Raw genomic sequence first — 14,441 nt, 5'->3', positions numbered from 1 at the left:
AGGATACGGGCGCGCTGAAGCGACGGTCAACCGAGTGTGAGCGAATCAGCTCTGGGTCTTGAGCTGCAGGGCGGCGCCGAACCGTTCGATGTGGCTGCGCATCTCGGTGCCGGCCAGCTCGGGGTCGCGGCGGCGCAGTGCCTCGAGCACCGGCACGTGCGTCTCGGCGATGGCGCCGAGGTCGAAGTCGGACGTGATGACGCTGACCAGCGTGCGCGCCTCGATGCGCAGCGACCGCCAGACCTCGAGCAGGGTCTGGTTGCCGGCCGCCTCGAGGATCAGCTCGTGGAACCGGGCGTCGTGGACGAGCTGCTGGTGGACGTCGTTGCGGGTGGCAGCCTCGCGCATGCCGGTGAGCTCGGTCTCGAGGCCGGCGAGGAGGTCGTCGGTGACGAGCGGGGCGGCGGCGCGCCCGGCCACCTCCTCGAGCGCGGCGCGGACCGGGTAGATCTCGGCCAGCTCCTTGGCGGTGACGGCGCGCACGCGGGCGCCGCGGTAGGGCTCGCTCTCGATGAAGCGCATGGCCTCGAGGTCGCGGACGGCCTCGCGGATGGGCGCCTGGCTCACGCCGAACTCCTGGGCCAGCTGCAGCTCGATGATGCGGGTCCCCGGAGGGTAGGTGCCGTCGAGGATGCGCTCGATGATCAGTTCCTTGATCTGCTCGCGCAGTACGGTGCGGTTCAGGGCTGCCACGCGTCGACCTCCTGCTCCTGCGGATGGCCGCGGCCCGGTGGGGCCGCCGCCGGCCGGCCCGCGAGCTTGTCCCACAGCGAGCCGGCGTTGAGCGTCTGGATGTGCTGCATCATGTACCCCTGCCCGACGTCGACGGGGTAGCGCTCGGCGAACGACACGCGCTCGACCGTCTCCGGGCGCGACCAGCCCAGGGCGACGGCCTCGGCGACGGCGTCGACCCACTCGAGCAGCACCTTGCGCTGGACGTCGAGGTACGACGGCGTGGTGACGGGTCCGTGGCCGGGCACCACGTGGTCGACGTCGAGGGCGGCGATGCGCTCGAGCGCCGTCAGCCACTGGTCGATGTCGGAGTTCATCAGCCAGGTCTGGCACTCGGAGAAGACGGTGTCGCCGGTGAACACCACCCGCTCCTGCGGCACGTAGACCGCCGTCTGGCCGGGGGTGTGGCCGGGCGTGTGCAGCAGATGGAAGGTGTGCCGGCCGACCGTCAGCGTGAGGTCGCCGGTGAAGACGACGGTGGCGCGATGCGCCTCGGCGAAGTACTGCTCGCGCGACGGCAGCAGCTCGGCGCCGCCGGGGTCGTCCATGGGGACGGCCGAGGCGGCGTAGTCGAACGGCTCGAGCTCCGGCCCGCCGGCCATGAACAGCCGGTCGATCTCGCGGTGGTTGACCAACTCGCCGGCGCCCTTGAACCAGTGGTTGCCGAAGACGTGGTCGACGTGGTGCTCGGTGTTGACGACGTAGCGGACGGGGCCGTCGCGCTCGGCCTCGGAGCGCAGCCGGACGGCGTGCGTGGGCAGCTGCGGGGTGTCGATGACCACGACGCCGTCGCTGGTGGTGACGACGCTCGGGTTGCAGCCGCGCACCGTGGTCACGGTCCGGACGTTCGGCGTCACCGTCTCCACGGGATCGTCCTCCACGGCAGGTATCGATTATCGACAGTGTAGCGGGGAAGCGGTATCCGGGCCGGTCGCAACGGTTGGTCGACACAACCGTTCGTGCTTGACAAAGAACCGCTCGCAATGATTGATTATCGATAATCAATGGTTGGGAGGCCGCGCGGATGACTCGGTACGTGACGTACGCAGCCGACGGCGCCACCCGGGTCGGATACCTCGACGGCGACGACGTCGTCGACCTCGGGTTCGACGGCGACATGGTGGCGTTCATCGAGGCCGGAGCGCCGCACGGGACCACCCGCCGGGTCCCCGACGCCGTGCTCAGGGCGCCGCTGCGACCACGCACCATCCGCGACTTCCTGGCCTTCGAGGGCCACCTCATCAACGCGTTCGGCCGGCTCGGCCGCGAGATCCCCGGCGAGTGGTACGAGGTCCCGGCCTACTACAAGGGCCTGCCCGACACCGTCATCGGGCCCGAGGAGGAGATCCCCTGGCCCGCGTACACCGACGAGCTGGACCACGAGCTCGAGCTGGCGGTCATCATCGGCCGGCAGGGCAAGGACATCACGACCGGCGCGGCGATGGACCACGTCTTCGGGTACACGCTCTGGAACGACATGTCGGCGCGCGACGCCCAGCGCAGCGAGCTGCCGGTCGGCATGGGCCCGGGCAAGGCGAAGGACTGGGACGGCTCCAACGTGCTGGGCCCCTGCATCGTCACGCCCGACGAGATCGACCCCGGCAACACCTGGCTCACGGTGCGCATCAACGGCGAGGAGTGGGGCCGCGACACCACCGCCAACATGCGCTACACCTTCGCCGACCTCATCGCCTACGCCTCCGAAGAGCTGACGCTGCGCCCGGGGGAGCTGCTGGGTTCCGGAACCGCCAAGGGCGGCTCCGGGCTGGAACTCGATCGCCGGCTCGAGCCCGGTGACGTGATCGAGCTGGAAGCCGAACCGGTGGGGGTGCTGCGCAACCGCGTGGGCCCCCGCCCCATCCGAAAGGACTGACATGGCATTCGTCGTCGCCGCCGTCTGGAAGGCCAAGCCCGGCGAGGAGGGCCGCGTCCGCGAGGTCATCGAGACCATGACGCCGCTGTCCCGCGCCGAGGACGCGTGCCTGTACTACCAGGCGCAGGTGTCGCCCGACGACCCCACCACGTTCTTCCTGTACGAGCAGTACGCCGACGCCGACGGGTACGAGGCGCACAAGGCGTCGGAGCACTTCCAGAAGCACGTGTTCGGCTACATCATCGAGTACCTCGAGGCCCGCGAGGTCAAGACCTACGAGACCATCGACGTCTGAGTGGGCTCCATGAGCCAGGGTTTCCTCACGACCGTCGATCCCGCCACGGGGACGGAGCTCTCGTCGTACCCCGTCATGGATCCCCGGACGGCGCACGACCTGCTGGATCGCGCCGTCCGGGCGCAGGCCGAGTGGGCCCGGGCCGACCGCCACGACCGGGCCCGCATGGTCGCCACCCTCGGCGAGGCGCTGCGCCGCGACCAGAAGAGCCTGGCCGAGCTGGCGGTCGCCGAGATGGGCAAGCCCATCGGCGAGGCCATGGCCGAGGTGGCCAAGTGTGCCACCGCCTGCGACTACTACGCCGAGCACGGCCCGGCGGCGCTGGCCGACGAGTTCGTCGACGGTGTCGGCGGTCCCGGCGCCCGGGCCTGGACCCGGTACGAGCCGCTGGGTGTGCTGCTCGCCGTCATGCCGTGGAACTTCCCGTTCTGGCAGGTGCTGCGGGTCGTGGCGCCGGCGCTGGTGGCCGGCAACGCCGTCCTGCTGAAGCACTCGCCCAACGTCACGGGCTGCGCGCTCGCGCTGGAGCGGCTGTTCCTCGACGCCGGGCTGGCCCAGGGGCTGTTCGGCGCGCTGGTGCTGGCCGAGTCCGACGTCCCGGCGGTCGTGGCCGAGCTGGTCGCCGACGACCGCGTCGCCGCCGTCACGCTCACCGGCAGCGAACGGGCCGGCTCCGCCGTCGCCTCGGCGGCCGGAGCGGCGATCAAGAAGAGCGTGCTCGAGCTGGGCGGGTCCGACCCGTTCGTCGTGCTCGACGACGCCGACCTCGACACCGTCGTGACCCGGGCCGTCGCCTCCCGCTACCTCAACGGCGGGCAGAGCTGCCTGTCGGCGAAGCGGTTCGTCGTGCACGAGAGCCTGGCCGCGGAGTTCGCGGCGGCGCTCGCCGCGGCCACCGCGGCGCTGGTGGTCGGCGACCCCGCCGACCCGGCGACGCAGATCGGGCCGCTCGCCCGGGCCGACCTCGTCGACACCCTGGACGCCCAGGTCCGCCGCTCCGTGGCCGACGGCGCCCGGGTGCTGGTGGGCGGGGCGCCCATGGACGGGCCGGGCTGCTGGTACGCGCCCACCGTCCTGGCCGGCGTGACCCCGTCGATGCCGGTCATGACGGAGGAGACGTTCGGCCCCGTGGCCGCCGTCGTCGCCGTCGCCGATGACGACGCCGCCGTCGAGGTGGCCAACCGGACGAGGTACGGGCTGGCCGCCAGCGTGTGGTCGCGCGACACCGAGCGGGCGCTGCGGGTGGGCGCGCGCCTCACGTCAGGCGCGCTGTTCGTCAACGCCGTCGTCGCCTCGGACAGCCGCATGCCGTTCGGCGGCGTGAAGCGGAGCGGCTACGGCCGCGAGCTCGGCGTGGCGGGTGCCCGCGAGTTCACCAACCTGCGCAGCATCGTCGTCGGCACCGCCGGCGCCTGAGCACCGAGGAGGACCGATGAGCGTCACCATCACGCGCGTCTCGACCGCCGACTACGAGTGGAAGCGCGAGGTCCCGATCACCAACGGGCTGCACACGTACACCACGTCGGAGATGACCGTCGTCAAGGTCGAGACCGACGCCGGCGTCACCGGCTACGGCGTCGGGCGGCCGCGCGCCGGCGAGAACGAGTTGCGGGCGTCGTTCCTGGCGCAGCTGCCCGGCCGCGACGCCCTCATGACCGAGCGCATCTGGGCCGACCTGTGGAGCCCGAAGCTCTCCGGCCGGCGCGGCAACGAGACCCGGGCGCTGTCGTCCATCGACATCGCGCTGTGGGACATCAAGGCGAAGGTCGCCGGGCTGCCGCTGTACGCGCTGCTCGGCGGGTACCGCAAGGACATCCCGATCTACATCGCCGGCGGCTACTACACCGAGGGCAAGGGCGTCGGCGGGCTGCAGGACGAGCTGTCGTCGTACGTCGCGCTGGGTGCCCGCGCCGTGAAGATGAAGATCGGCGCCGTCCCCATCCACGAGGACGTCACCCGCATCGCCGCCGCCCGCGAAGCGGTCGGTCCCGACGTCAAGCTCCTCCTCGACGCGAACTGCGCGTACCGCTATTACGAGGCCATCCAGCTCGCGCGGCGGGCCGAGCCGTACGAGCCGTACTGGTTCGAGGAGGCCGTCCAGCCCGACGACTACGAGGGCTTCCGCAAGATCGCCGCCCACACGACGATCCCGCTCGCGACCGGCGAGAACGAGTACACCAAGCACGGGTTCCGCGACCTCATCGCCACCCAGGCCGTCGCCATCCTCAACCCCGACGTCCGCTACATGGGCGGCGTCACGGAGTTCATGAAGGTGGCCGCGATGGCGCAGGCGCACGGGCTGGACATCTGCCCCCACGGCGACCAGCAGGCGCACCTGCACCTGCTGGCCGCGATCCCGAACGCGCCGCTCCTCGAGTTCTACCCGAAGGAGGTCAACGCCATGGCGGGTCGTGTGTACCGGCACACGCCGGAGCTCAACGCCGACGGCACCGTCACCGTCCCCGAGGTCCCCGGCGCCGGCCTCGACCCCGACGAGGACGCCCTGGAGCCGCACCGCATCGCCTGACCCCTCCCGGACCGCTACCTGCTCAGGCGGCGCAGATCCTCCAGTTCGGCGACGGCGGCGGAGAGGGCATCGGTCAGCTGGGTGACCTGGACCTGCAGACTGCGCAGGGCCTGCGCATTGCTGAGGGTTTCGACGTGGACCGGCCGGCGCTTGCTGAGGTCGCCTCGCGCGGCAACGCTCTTCGCCAGGTCGATGGCGTTGCGCATGATGATGATGTTGTGCTGCATGGCGAGCCCCCTGCCTGCGGCGCCACGCCTCGATGCGCGGCGTGGTCGCACTGTAGGAGGGGCGGCGGACACTTCTCGCCGCACGAATCCTCGTTGATCTTGGAGTAAGCGCGGAATTGAAGGGCGATATGTCGGGCGATTGATGGCCCGGTTTCTCCAAGATCAACGCGGGCGGCGTGGCGATCGAGGCGCGTCGGACAGTTGCCGCCGTCAGGTGCCGAGCATGCTCAGTCCGCCGTCCGCCGCCAGGAAGGTCCCGGTCAGATGGGCGGCGTCGTCGGAGGCGAGGAAGAGCGCCAGCCCCGCCATCTCCTCCGCCGTCGCCACCCGCTCCAACGGGGTCGACGCGAGCAGCGTCGGCTCGCGCTCGGCCCATTCCGGGCGCGACAGCGTCGACGGGGTGGCGACGAAGCCGGGCGCGAACAGGTTGACGCGGACCGACGGGGCCAGCGCGTGCGCGTAGGACTTCGTGACGCCCAGCAGCCCGGCCTTCGCCGCCGCGTACTGCGGTGCCCGGGCGCTGCCCCGCACCACGACCGCCGACCCGACGTTGACGATCGCGCCGCCGCCCTGGTCGACCATGCGCCGGCCGAACTCGTGCACGCAGATCAGCGTGCCCTTGAGGTCGGTGTCGATGACGCGGTCCAGCGACGACGGCGTCAGCTCGGTCCACGAGCGCTGCTCCGGGATGGGCGTCCCGGCGTTGTTGACCAGGACGTCCACCCGCCCGAGCGCAGACCACGCGGCCGACGCGAGCGCCGTCACCTCGTCCCAGCGGGCGATGTCCGCCTTCAGCAGCACCGCCGAGCCGCCCGCATCCGAGATGCGCCGTACGGTCGACGCTGCGCCGGCCGACGACCGCCGGTAGTGCACGCCGACCCGGGCGCCCTCGGCGGCCGCCCGGACCGCGATGGCCGCGCCGAGCCCCGTCCCGGCCCCGGTGACGACGACGGTCCGCCCGGCGAACCGGCCGGCGGCCCCACCGGTCAACCGAGGTCCTCGCGGGGCACGAGGTCGTGGCGGGTCTCGTGGCCGGCGAAGCAGCGCAGCAGCTCGTCGACCATGAGGTCGAAGAAGCGCGGCCCGCACTCGGCCGTCACGCCGGCGATGTGCGGGGTGAGGAAGACGTTCGGCAGGGTCCGCAGTTCGGAGTCGGCCGGAATGGGCTCCGGGTCGAACACGTCGAGGCAGCCGACGACGTCGCCCCGCCGCAACCGCTCGAGCAGCGCATCAGAGGACACGACCGGGCCGCGCGACACATTGACGAACACCGCGCCCGGCTTCAGGGCGCCCAGCTCAGCGGCCCCGATCATCCCGCGGGTCTGCGACGTCAGCGGCGCGAGCACGACCACCACGTCGGACAGCTCGAAGAGCCGCGACAGGCTGGTCATCGTGAGGTCGTAGACGTCGGCCAGCACCCGCGGCGCGTACGGGTCGTGCACCAGCACGTTCACCCGGAACGGCGCCAGCAGCTCGACCAGCCGTCGCCCGATGTGCCCGAATGCCACCAGCCCGACGGTCTTGCCGGTCAGCTCGCCGCGCAGGTAGGCGGGGTCGGCGCGCAGCTCCATGCGGTCGGTGAACAGCACCTCGCCCGCGATCATCCGCCGGAACAGCGATCCGGCGTTGCGCAGCCCGTTGAGGATCAGCCCGAGCGCCCACTCGGCGACGGGGTCGGACGAGCCGTGCGTGGTGTCGACCGCCCGCACGCCGCGGGAACGGGCGGCCGCGACGTCGACGCGCCGGCCGAACCGGTCGCCCTGCAGGTCGCCGACGAGCTTCAGCCGTGGCGCAGCGTCGAGCACCGACGGCGTCACCTTGGGGCAGCCCTTCGAGATGACCAGGCCGTCCAGATCCGCCGCGAACGAGGCCAGCCGCTTCTCGGCAGCGGCATCGTACGGCGGCGGGTCGGTGTACCCCTTGGAGTCGTCCTCGAAGTCGGCCCAGACGACATCGGCCACTCCGCGCAGCTTCTCCAGCGACGACGGCGTCACCGTGAGGTCGCGCGTGCGCCGGTTGCAGGCGATCCCGACCCGCAGCGCACCGGGGCCGCCGTCGGCGGACAACGTCTCGGTCATGCCACAGAGCTCCTCGCCGGCAGCAGCGCCGCCAGGTTGCCGCCGAGCACGCCCGGCAGGTCGGCGGGGTCGATGAACGTGCAGTGCCGCCGCACGATCTCCAGCGTCTGCCGGTAGGTCAGCGCCCGCCGGTGCACCGGGTGGTCCGACGCCCACACCAGCCGGTGCGGCCCCCACTCGTCGTGGAAGGCGCGGGCGACGTCGAGCCGGGCGGCGTGCGGATACTCCCACGGCTCGGACGAGGCGTAGTACCAGCCGGACACCTTGACGAACAGGTTCGGCAGGTCGCGCCCGGGCAGCACCAGCCGGAGCCCCTCGTCGGCCCCGCCCGGCCAGTTGAGGACGTTGCCCAGGTGGTGCACGACGATCGGCAGCGCCGGGTTCTCGCGCGCCACCACCCGCAGATCCTCGTGCCAGGGCGGCGCCGCGGCGAGGCTCAGCACCAGCCCCAGCGACGCCGCCGTGCGGAAGAACGCCCGGCCCTCGTCGCCGACCAGCCAGCCGTCGTTCTCCTTGGCCAGGTAGTGCGTCACCACCCGCACGCCGTACCGCGAGACCGCCTCGCGCAGCCGGTCCGCCGCGCCCGGCCGGTGGTAGTCCGGCGTCCACCGGCAGTCGACGTCGGCGGCGTGCACCAAGCGGTCGGGAAACCGCCGCACCGCCGCCGCCACGTACGCGTTGTTGTCGGTGTTGCGGTCGATGCCGGCCGCCACGACCAGCGCGCGGCCGACCCCGTTCTGGTCCATCTCGAACAGCAGGTGCTCGACGCTGCCGCGGGTGGCGTCGTCGGGCACCGGCGGCTGGTACGGCCAGCGCGGCCAGGCGTGCGCGTGCGCGTCGACGACCTCGGACGGCGGCACCGCCCCGCCCTCAGCGGTAGGCGACGGAGCCATCGGGCCGCCGGGGCGTCTTGGGCTTGCGCGGGAACGTCGGGGTCGCGGCCAGGCCGGCGTCGTCGAGCTCGATGCCGAGACCGGGCACCTCGGGGACGACGAAGTAGCCGTCGACGATCTGCGCCACCTGGTTCACGACCGCCGACCACGGCGCCACCGTCTGGTCGCGGTGCTCCTGCACCTCGTAGTTGGGCGTCGCGGCGCCGAGCTGCACGTGCGCCGCCGTCGCCACCGGCCCGGACGGCACGGCGTGCGGGATGACGCCGACGTGGTGCGCCTCGGCCAGCGCGCAGATCTTGCGCAGGTGCGTGAACCCGCCGGCGATGCCGATGTCGGGGCGCACGTGGTGCACGCCCGCGGCCTCGATGTACTCGCGGAACTCCCAGATGGTGGTGTTGCGCTCGCCGGCCGCCATGGGTACCCGCGACTTCGCCGACACCTCGCCGAAGGACAGGACGCTGTCCGGCGGCACCGGGTCCTCGACGAACAGCGGCCGGGTGTCCTCGAGCTCGCGGATCAGCGCGATCGCCTCGCCCGGCGACATGTTGCGGTGCAGCTCGAAGCCGAGGTCGACCTCGGGCCCGACGGTGTCGCGGACGGCGTGCGCGCGCTCGACGAGGTCGGCGATGCGCGCGGCGTGCGGCATGGTGTGGTGCTCGGGCTGGAACAGCAGCACCTTGAGCGCGGTGTACCCCTCGGCGACCCCGGCGGCGGCAGCCGCGTTGACCTCGTCGACGGTGCCGTAGCGCAGCACCAGCATGGCCCGGACGCGGTCGCGGACCCGGCCGCCGAGCAGCTCCCACACCGGCGCCTGCAGGTGCTTGCCGCGGATGTCCCAGAGCGCCTGGTCGATGGCGCTGAGCGCGCTGGTGACCTCCATGCCACGCATGGACCGGCCGCGGTAGAGGTCGAGCCAGTGGTGCTCGACCCGCATCGGGTCCTCGCCGCGCAGCCGCTCGGCGAACGACTTCACGATGACCTCGACCGACTCGGGCCACATGAAGAACGTGGACTCGCCGACGCCGGTCAGCCCGGTGTCGGTGTGGACGCGGACGAACAGCCAGTCGTGCGCGGTGAACGTCTCGATGTCCTCGATCTTCACGAGGTGGTCTCCTTCACGGGGTAGACGAAGGCCGGCTCGCGGCGCACGGACGGTGCCTCGATCAGCTCCAGGACGGCGGCCAGCGGGTGGTCGGTGTCGAAGTAGGCGAACGCGCCGTCGCCGGTGGCACCGAAGCCGCGGGCGCTCTGCAGCGGCCGGTAGCCGGCGGCCAGGACGCGCTCGACGGCGGCGGCGTGGTCGTCGACGTAGACGCCGAGGTGGTGCAGGCCCTCGCCGTGCTCGGCCAGGTGGTCGGCCCAGATGCTCGGCCCGGACAGCGGCTGCACGAGCTCGAACTGGACGGTGTCGGTCCAGGCCAGCGCGTGCCGGATGCTGAACTCGGCCGGCTCGCCCAGGTAGGTCATGTCCTTCAGGACGCCCGGGCCGAGCTCGTACGCCGTCCACGGGCCGACACCCAGCTGCTCGGTCCACGCGCGCACCGAGGCGTCGAGGTCGCGGACCACGAGCGCCACCTGCTTGATCGGACCGGCGATGGTCGGCACGTCCAGTCCCGGGATCATCGGGCCACCTCCGTCAGGCCGAGCTGCGCGTCGACGGGGTCCTGGTAGGCCGACACCGTCGCGTCCAGCAGTTCCTTCATGGTGACCGGCCGCCCGAGCAGGCCGCTCTCGTAGGCGCCCAGCAGGCCGGCGACGGCGGTGGTGCCGCCCTCGCCGTCGACCTCGGGCGGGGTGCCGGTGAGCACGGCGCGGCCGAAGTCGTGCAGCTCGATGGCCAGGCCGCCCGCGTCGGCCTCGCCCGCCGGCAGGTCGTACTCGACGCCGTCGGCCCCGAACAGCGCGGACGTGACGTCGTCGAGCGCGAAGTCCGGCAGCTCGGCCAGGATCTCGCGCCCGGTCAGCGTGGCGCCGTCGCGGTGCAGGACCGGGCCGCGGCCGCTGCGGTCCTTCGAGATCTCCAGCGACCCGAGCCGCCCGTGGATGCTGCGCGACAGGTAGCGCTTGCCGAGCCCCGAGTTCACGTAGGACAGCTGCACGCGCACGCCGGACTCCATGCGGTACAGCGCGACGACGGAGTCCTCGCCGGTCGCGGTGACCTGCTCGGGCAGCTTCTCCCAGGCGGCGCGGTAGGCGGGGAGGTCGCGCGACGGCGACGGCCGGCGGCGCCGTACGGGCTCGGCGATGAAGCCGTCGCCGTAGACGCTCGCGATGGGCCCGAAGTAGTACTGGAACACGTCGGTCAGGTGCACGCCCATGTCGAGGCCGATGGCGCCGCGGTCCTTGAGGTGCCGCCACGGCGTGGTGATGATGAGGTCGCTGCCGCCCAGCCGGGTCTCCTGGGCCAGGAAGACCTCGCCCAGCAGCCCGGCGTCGAGGACGGCGCGCACCAGCCGGTTCGGTGGGTCGCGGCGGTAGTTCTCCGCCGTTGCCAGGACGGCGCCCGACGCCGCGGCCGCCTCGACCATGGCCAGGCAGGACCGGACGGTGATGCCCAGCGGCTTCTCGCTCAGCACGTGCTTGCCGGCCCGCAGCGCCGGCAGCGTGACGGCGAGGTGGCTGCTGGCCTCGGTGACGACGTCGAACGCGGCGATGTCCGGGTCGGCGACGGCGTCGGCGATGGACAGGTGCACCTTGGGCCGGCGGCCGAGCAGCTCCTCGGCCTCGCCGGCGGCGCGCTGTGCGGCGGTCTCGTCGAGGTCGCAGACGGCGACGAGGTCGACGGTGGACAGCCCGGTGCGCTGCAGCGCGGCCAGGCCCAGGATGTGCCGGCTGCCCATGCCGCCGCAGCCGACCAGGCACAGCGCCACCCGGTCCGAGGTCATCGCACCTCCTCCTCGGCCTGCAGGAAGCCCTTCATCGCGGCGAAGTCCACGTCGAAGCCGAGGCCCGGCCGGTCCGGGGGCGAGAGCCGGCCCTCGGCGTCCAGCTCGAGCCGCTGCTCGAACATGACCTCCTTCAGCGTGTTCAACGCGTTGTCGTAGTACTCCACGATGAGCCCGTTCGGCTGCGATGCGACCAGGTGCACGTGGATCTCCTGGTCGCCGTGCGGCGCGACGGGGATCTGGTGGGTCTCGGCGAGGGTCGCGCACTTGCGCCACTCGGTGATGCCGCCCAGGATCTGCGCGTCGGCGTTGAGCACGTCGGCGGCCCCGGCGTCCAGCACGTCCTTGAAGCCGAACCGGGTGTACTCGTTCTCGCCCAGCGCCACCGGCAGGTCGCTGCCTCGGGCCAGCGCGGCGGCGCCCTCGAGGTCGTCGGGGCTCAGCGGCTCCTCGAACCAGAAGATGTCGCGCTCCTCGAGCTTGCGGATCATCCGCTGCGCGTCGATGCGGTCGTAGGCGTTGTTGGCGTCGACCAGGATCCGCACGCCCGGCCCGGCCGCCTCGAGCGCGGCGTCGATGCGCACGACGTCCTCGTCGACCGGCACCGCGCCGATCTTCATCTTGATGGCGCGGGCGCCGCCGGCCACCTGCCGCGCCATCTCGGCCTGCAGCTCGGCCAGCCCCTCGCCCTCGCGGTAGTAGCCGCCGGCCATGTACGCCGGCACGGTGTCGCGGAACCCGCCGAGCAGCTTGTACAGCGGGAGGTCCGCCCGCTTGCCCAGCGCGTCCCACAGCGCGATGTCGAGGGCGCTGATGGCCCGCGTCGTGAGCCCCTTCCGGCCGAACAGCTTCGGCTGGTACATGACCCGCCAGAGCTTCTCGGTGTCGGTCTCGTCCTGCCCCAGGATCCGCCGGGCGATCGCCGTCATCGCGTGGAAGACGATGCTCCCGCCGTGGCACCAGCCGAGGCCGACCAGCCCGGAGTCGATGCGCACCTCGCAGGTCACGATCTCCGTGGACGTGTAGGTGTACAGGCCGTTGGTGATCGGTGTGTCGTACGGAGCCTCGTAGGCGGCGACGCGGACGCCGGTGATGGTCAAGAGATGCCACTCCCTAGGTGTTGTCGGTGCCGGTCCCCACCACGCCCTGGATGTACCAGCGTTGCGTGAAGACGAAGACCAGCAGCACGGGGATGACGCTGATGACGGCGGCCGCCATGCCCACGTTCGGCGGGACGTTCGACAGTCCCTCCTGGTAGGCCAGCGGCGCCAGCGCCACCGTCATGACCCGGTAGTCGTCGCCGGGTGCTGCCACCAGCGGCCAGATGAAGTCGTTCCAGCTGTTGAGGAACGTGATGGACGCGTAGGCGGCGACGGCGGGTCCGGACAGCGGGACGGCCACGTGCCGCACGATGCGGAACCAGCCGGCCCGGTCGAGCTTGGCCGCGTCGATGAGGCCGTCGGGAAGGGTGAGGAAGAACTGCCGGAACAGCAGCGTCGCGAACGCCGTCCGGCCCACGATCGGCAGGATCAGCCCGGCGTAACTGCCGATGAGACCGAGTTCGTTGGTGACCACGTAGAGCGGCACCAGCACCACGTTGTTCGGCAGGAACATCGGGATCGCGAAGAACACCAGCAGCGCCCGCGATCCGCGGAAGCGCACCTTCGCCAGCGCGAACCCCGCGGGCAGCGCGATGCACAGCTGCAGGATCACGATGCCGAAGCTGTAGATGAACGAGTTCGCGATGGTCCGGGCGCCCAGGAAGTCGTAGGCGTCGGTGAAGTTCGCCCAGCGGAACTCCGGCGGCACCAGGTGCGGCGGGTAGGCGCTGACGTCCTGCGGCGTCATCAGCGACGACGAGAACAGGTAGAACAGCGGCAGGCCCATGGCCAGCCCGATGACGAGGATGGCGGTGTACCGGGTGACGGTCACCGCGGTCGACGGCTTCATGCGCCCCTCACCCGCACTCGGTGGATCAGCCGCAGGCCGCCGGCCAGCAGCACGATGAGCAGGAACTGGATCATCGACAGCGCGCTGCCGGCACCGATCTCGCCCTGTTCGAAGGCGACCCGGTAGATGTACAGCGACAGCGCCGTGGTGGAGTCGATGGGACCGCCCTGGGTCATGATCAGCGCGGTCTCGAACGGCGCGGACAGGAAGTTCAGCACCTGCAGCGCCAGCACCAGCAGCGTCATGGCCGACACGTTCGGCCAGATGATCTGCCAGACCCGCCGCCAGGCGCCGGCGCCGTCGATCTTGGCCGCCTCCATGATCTCGTCGGGGATTCGCTGCAGCGCCGCCAGGTACAGGATGATCACCAGCGGCAGGCTCATCCAGATGATCATCAGCGTCAGCGCCGGCAGCGCCCAGCTGGTGTTCGCCAGCCACGCCGGGCCGTCGATGCCGACCAGGCTGAGCAGGTAGTTGAAGATGCCCGACTGCGGCTGGTACAGCCACGACCACAGCACCGACGCGACCGCCGTCGACACCACCAGGGGCACGAAGTACAGCACCCGGACGGTGCCGACGCCGCGCATCCGGGTGTTGACCAGGACCGCCAGGACGAAGCCGACCAGCACCGTCGGCAGCACGCCGAGCACCATGAACTCGATGGTGTTGACCATCGCCGCCCAGGCGTCGTCGTCGGTCAGCACGTCCTGGTAGTTGGCCAGGCCGACGAAGACCGGGTCGTCGAAGAGGTTCCACTCGTAGAAGCTCAGCGCGACCCCGGCCAGCGCCGGGATGATCACGAACAGCAGGTACATGATCGCGTTCGGGGCGATCATGACGGCGGCCGCGGTGCCGTCGCGGCTGATGAACCGGCGTCTGGCCGGACCGCGGCCCGGGTCCGCCGAGCGCGGGCGCGGGCCGCCGGTGTCGGCGGCCCGCCCCTCGCGTCCGGTCTTCGCCTCCGCGGACTTCGTCCTCATC

At 71.7% G+C, this 14,441-nt stretch carries 16 protein-coding genes; 4 read left to right on the top strand and 12 right to left on the bottom strand.

Annotation, left to right across the window (positions count from 1 at the left end; genetic code table 11):
- Positions 1-45 precede the first annotated feature (45 nt).
- Both HD601_RS07595 and HD601_RS07590 read right to left on the bottom strand, forming a co-directional pair.
- On the bottom strand, positions 46-693 hold the full coding sequence (locus HD601_RS07595; RefSeq protein WP_184820697.1) for an FCD domain-containing protein: 648 nt from the start codon (positions 691-693) through the stop codon (positions 46-48).
- Positions 681-1,598 (bottom strand): MBL fold metallo-hydrolase, encoded by a 918-nt coding sequence (locus HD601_RS07590; protein WP_184820695.1) that lies wholly within the window; start codon positions 1,596-1,598, stop codon positions 681-683. Before HD601_RS07590 ends, HD601_RS07595 begins: the two co-directional genes overlap by 13 nt.
- Before the next feature lie 170 nt (positions 1,599-1,768).
- Between HD601_RS07590 and HD601_RS07585 the strand changes: the two genes are divergently transcribed.
- From HD601_RS07585 to HD601_RS07570, 4 genes are read left to right on the top strand one after another with little or no spacing between them, the layout of a single operon-like run.
- Positions 1,769-2,605, top strand: coding sequence for a fumarylacetoacetate hydrolase family protein (locus HD601_RS07585; RefSeq protein ID WP_221440672.1), 837 nt, complete (start codon positions 1,769-1,771; stop codon positions 2,603-2,605).
- Between the two features lies 1 nt (position 2,606).
- Complete coding sequence (locus tag HD601_RS07580) at positions 2,607-2,900, top strand: putative quinol monooxygenase (protein ID WP_184820691.1); 294 nt, start codon at positions 2,607-2,609, stop codon at positions 2,898-2,900.
- Positions 2,901-2,909: 9 nt separating this feature from the next.
- Entirely contained in the window at positions 2,910-4,316 is a 1,407-nt protein-coding gene (locus HD601_RS07575; RefSeq protein WP_184820689.1) for an aldehyde dehydrogenase family protein, read from the top strand.
- 16 nt (positions 4,317-4,332) lie between these two features.
- Complete coding sequence (locus HD601_RS07570; RefSeq protein ID WP_184820687.1) at positions 4,333-5,427, top strand: mandelate racemase/muconate lactonizing enzyme family protein; 1,095 nt, start codon at positions 4,333-4,335, stop codon at positions 5,425-5,427.
- A 14-nt stretch (positions 5,428-5,441) separates the two neighbouring features.
- Here the strand turns inward: HD601_RS07570 and HD601_RS07565 are convergent, their stop codons facing one another.
- The 10 genes from HD601_RS07565 to HD601_RS07520 all read right to left on the bottom strand — a co-directional run bounded on the left by HD601_RS07565 (position 5,442) and on the right by HD601_RS07520 (position 14,440).
- Positions 5,442-5,654, bottom strand: coding sequence for a hypothetical protein (locus HD601_RS07565; protein WP_184820685.1), 213 nt, complete (start codon positions 5,652-5,654; stop codon positions 5,442-5,444).
- 210 nt (positions 5,655-5,864) lie between these two features.
- Positions 5,865-6,644: an SDR family NAD(P)-dependent oxidoreductase gene (locus HD601_RS07560; protein ID WP_184820683.1), complete on the bottom strand. Its 780-nt coding sequence runs from the start codon at positions 6,642-6,644 to the stop codon at positions 5,865-5,867.
- Positions 6,641-7,732 carry an NAD(P)-dependent oxidoreductase gene (locus HD601_RS07555; RefSeq protein WP_184820681.1) on the bottom strand — a complete coding sequence of 364 codons (1,092 nt, stop codon included), beginning with the start codon at positions 7,730-7,732 and terminating at the stop codon, positions 6,641-6,643. The genes HD601_RS07560 and HD601_RS07555 overlap by 4 nt, the downstream gene beginning before the upstream one ends.
- Positions 7,729-8,592 (bottom strand): amidohydrolase family protein, encoded by an 864-nt coding sequence (locus HD601_RS07550; protein WP_184820679.1) that lies wholly within the window; start codon positions 8,590-8,592, stop codon positions 7,729-7,731. Before HD601_RS07550 ends, HD601_RS07555 begins: the two co-directional genes overlap by 4 nt.
- Positions 8,593-8,602: 10 nt before the next feature.
- Positions 8,603-9,727: an enolase C-terminal domain-like protein gene (locus HD601_RS07545; RefSeq protein WP_184820677.1), complete on the bottom strand. Its 1,125-nt coding sequence runs from the start codon at positions 9,725-9,727 to the stop codon at positions 8,603-8,605.
- Positions 9,724-10,248, bottom strand: coding sequence for a VOC family protein (locus HD601_RS07540; RefSeq protein WP_184820675.1), 525 nt, complete (start codon positions 10,246-10,248; stop codon positions 9,724-9,726). Before HD601_RS07540 ends, HD601_RS07545 begins: the two co-directional genes overlap by 4 nt.
- Positions 10,245-11,510, bottom strand: a complete 1,266-nt coding sequence (locus HD601_RS07535) for a Gfo/Idh/MocA family protein (RefSeq protein WP_184820673.1) — start codon at positions 11,508-11,510, stop codon at positions 10,245-10,247. The genes HD601_RS07540 and HD601_RS07535 overlap by 4 nt, the downstream gene beginning before the upstream one ends.
- Positions 11,507-12,610 (bottom strand): mandelate racemase/muconate lactonizing enzyme family protein, encoded by a 1,104-nt coding sequence (locus HD601_RS07530; protein WP_184820672.1) that lies wholly within the window; start codon positions 12,608-12,610, stop codon positions 11,507-11,509. Before HD601_RS07530 ends, HD601_RS07535 begins: the two co-directional genes overlap by 4 nt.
- Before the next feature lie 13 nt (positions 12,611-12,623).
- Positions 12,624-13,460 (bottom strand): carbohydrate ABC transporter permease, encoded by an 837-nt coding sequence (locus tag HD601_RS07525; protein WP_184820670.1) that lies wholly within the window; start codon positions 13,458-13,460, stop codon positions 12,624-12,626.
- The gene (locus HD601_RS07520; protein WP_184820669.1) at positions 13,457-14,440 is read right to left on the bottom strand and encodes a carbohydrate ABC transporter permease; all 984 of its coding nucleotides are present in this window, start codon (positions 14,438-14,440) and stop codon (positions 13,457-13,459) included. Before HD601_RS07520 ends, HD601_RS07525 begins: the two co-directional genes overlap by 4 nt.
- Between the last annotated feature and the right edge of the window lies 1 nt (position 14,441).

Source organism: Jiangella mangrovi (assembly GCF_014204975.1).
GTDB lineage: Bacteria > Actinomycetota > Actinomycetes > Jiangellales > Jiangellaceae > Jiangella > Jiangella mangrovi.
Note: the sequence above shows the minus strand (reverse complement) of the source record. Positions and strands in the feature narration are given on the sequence as shown.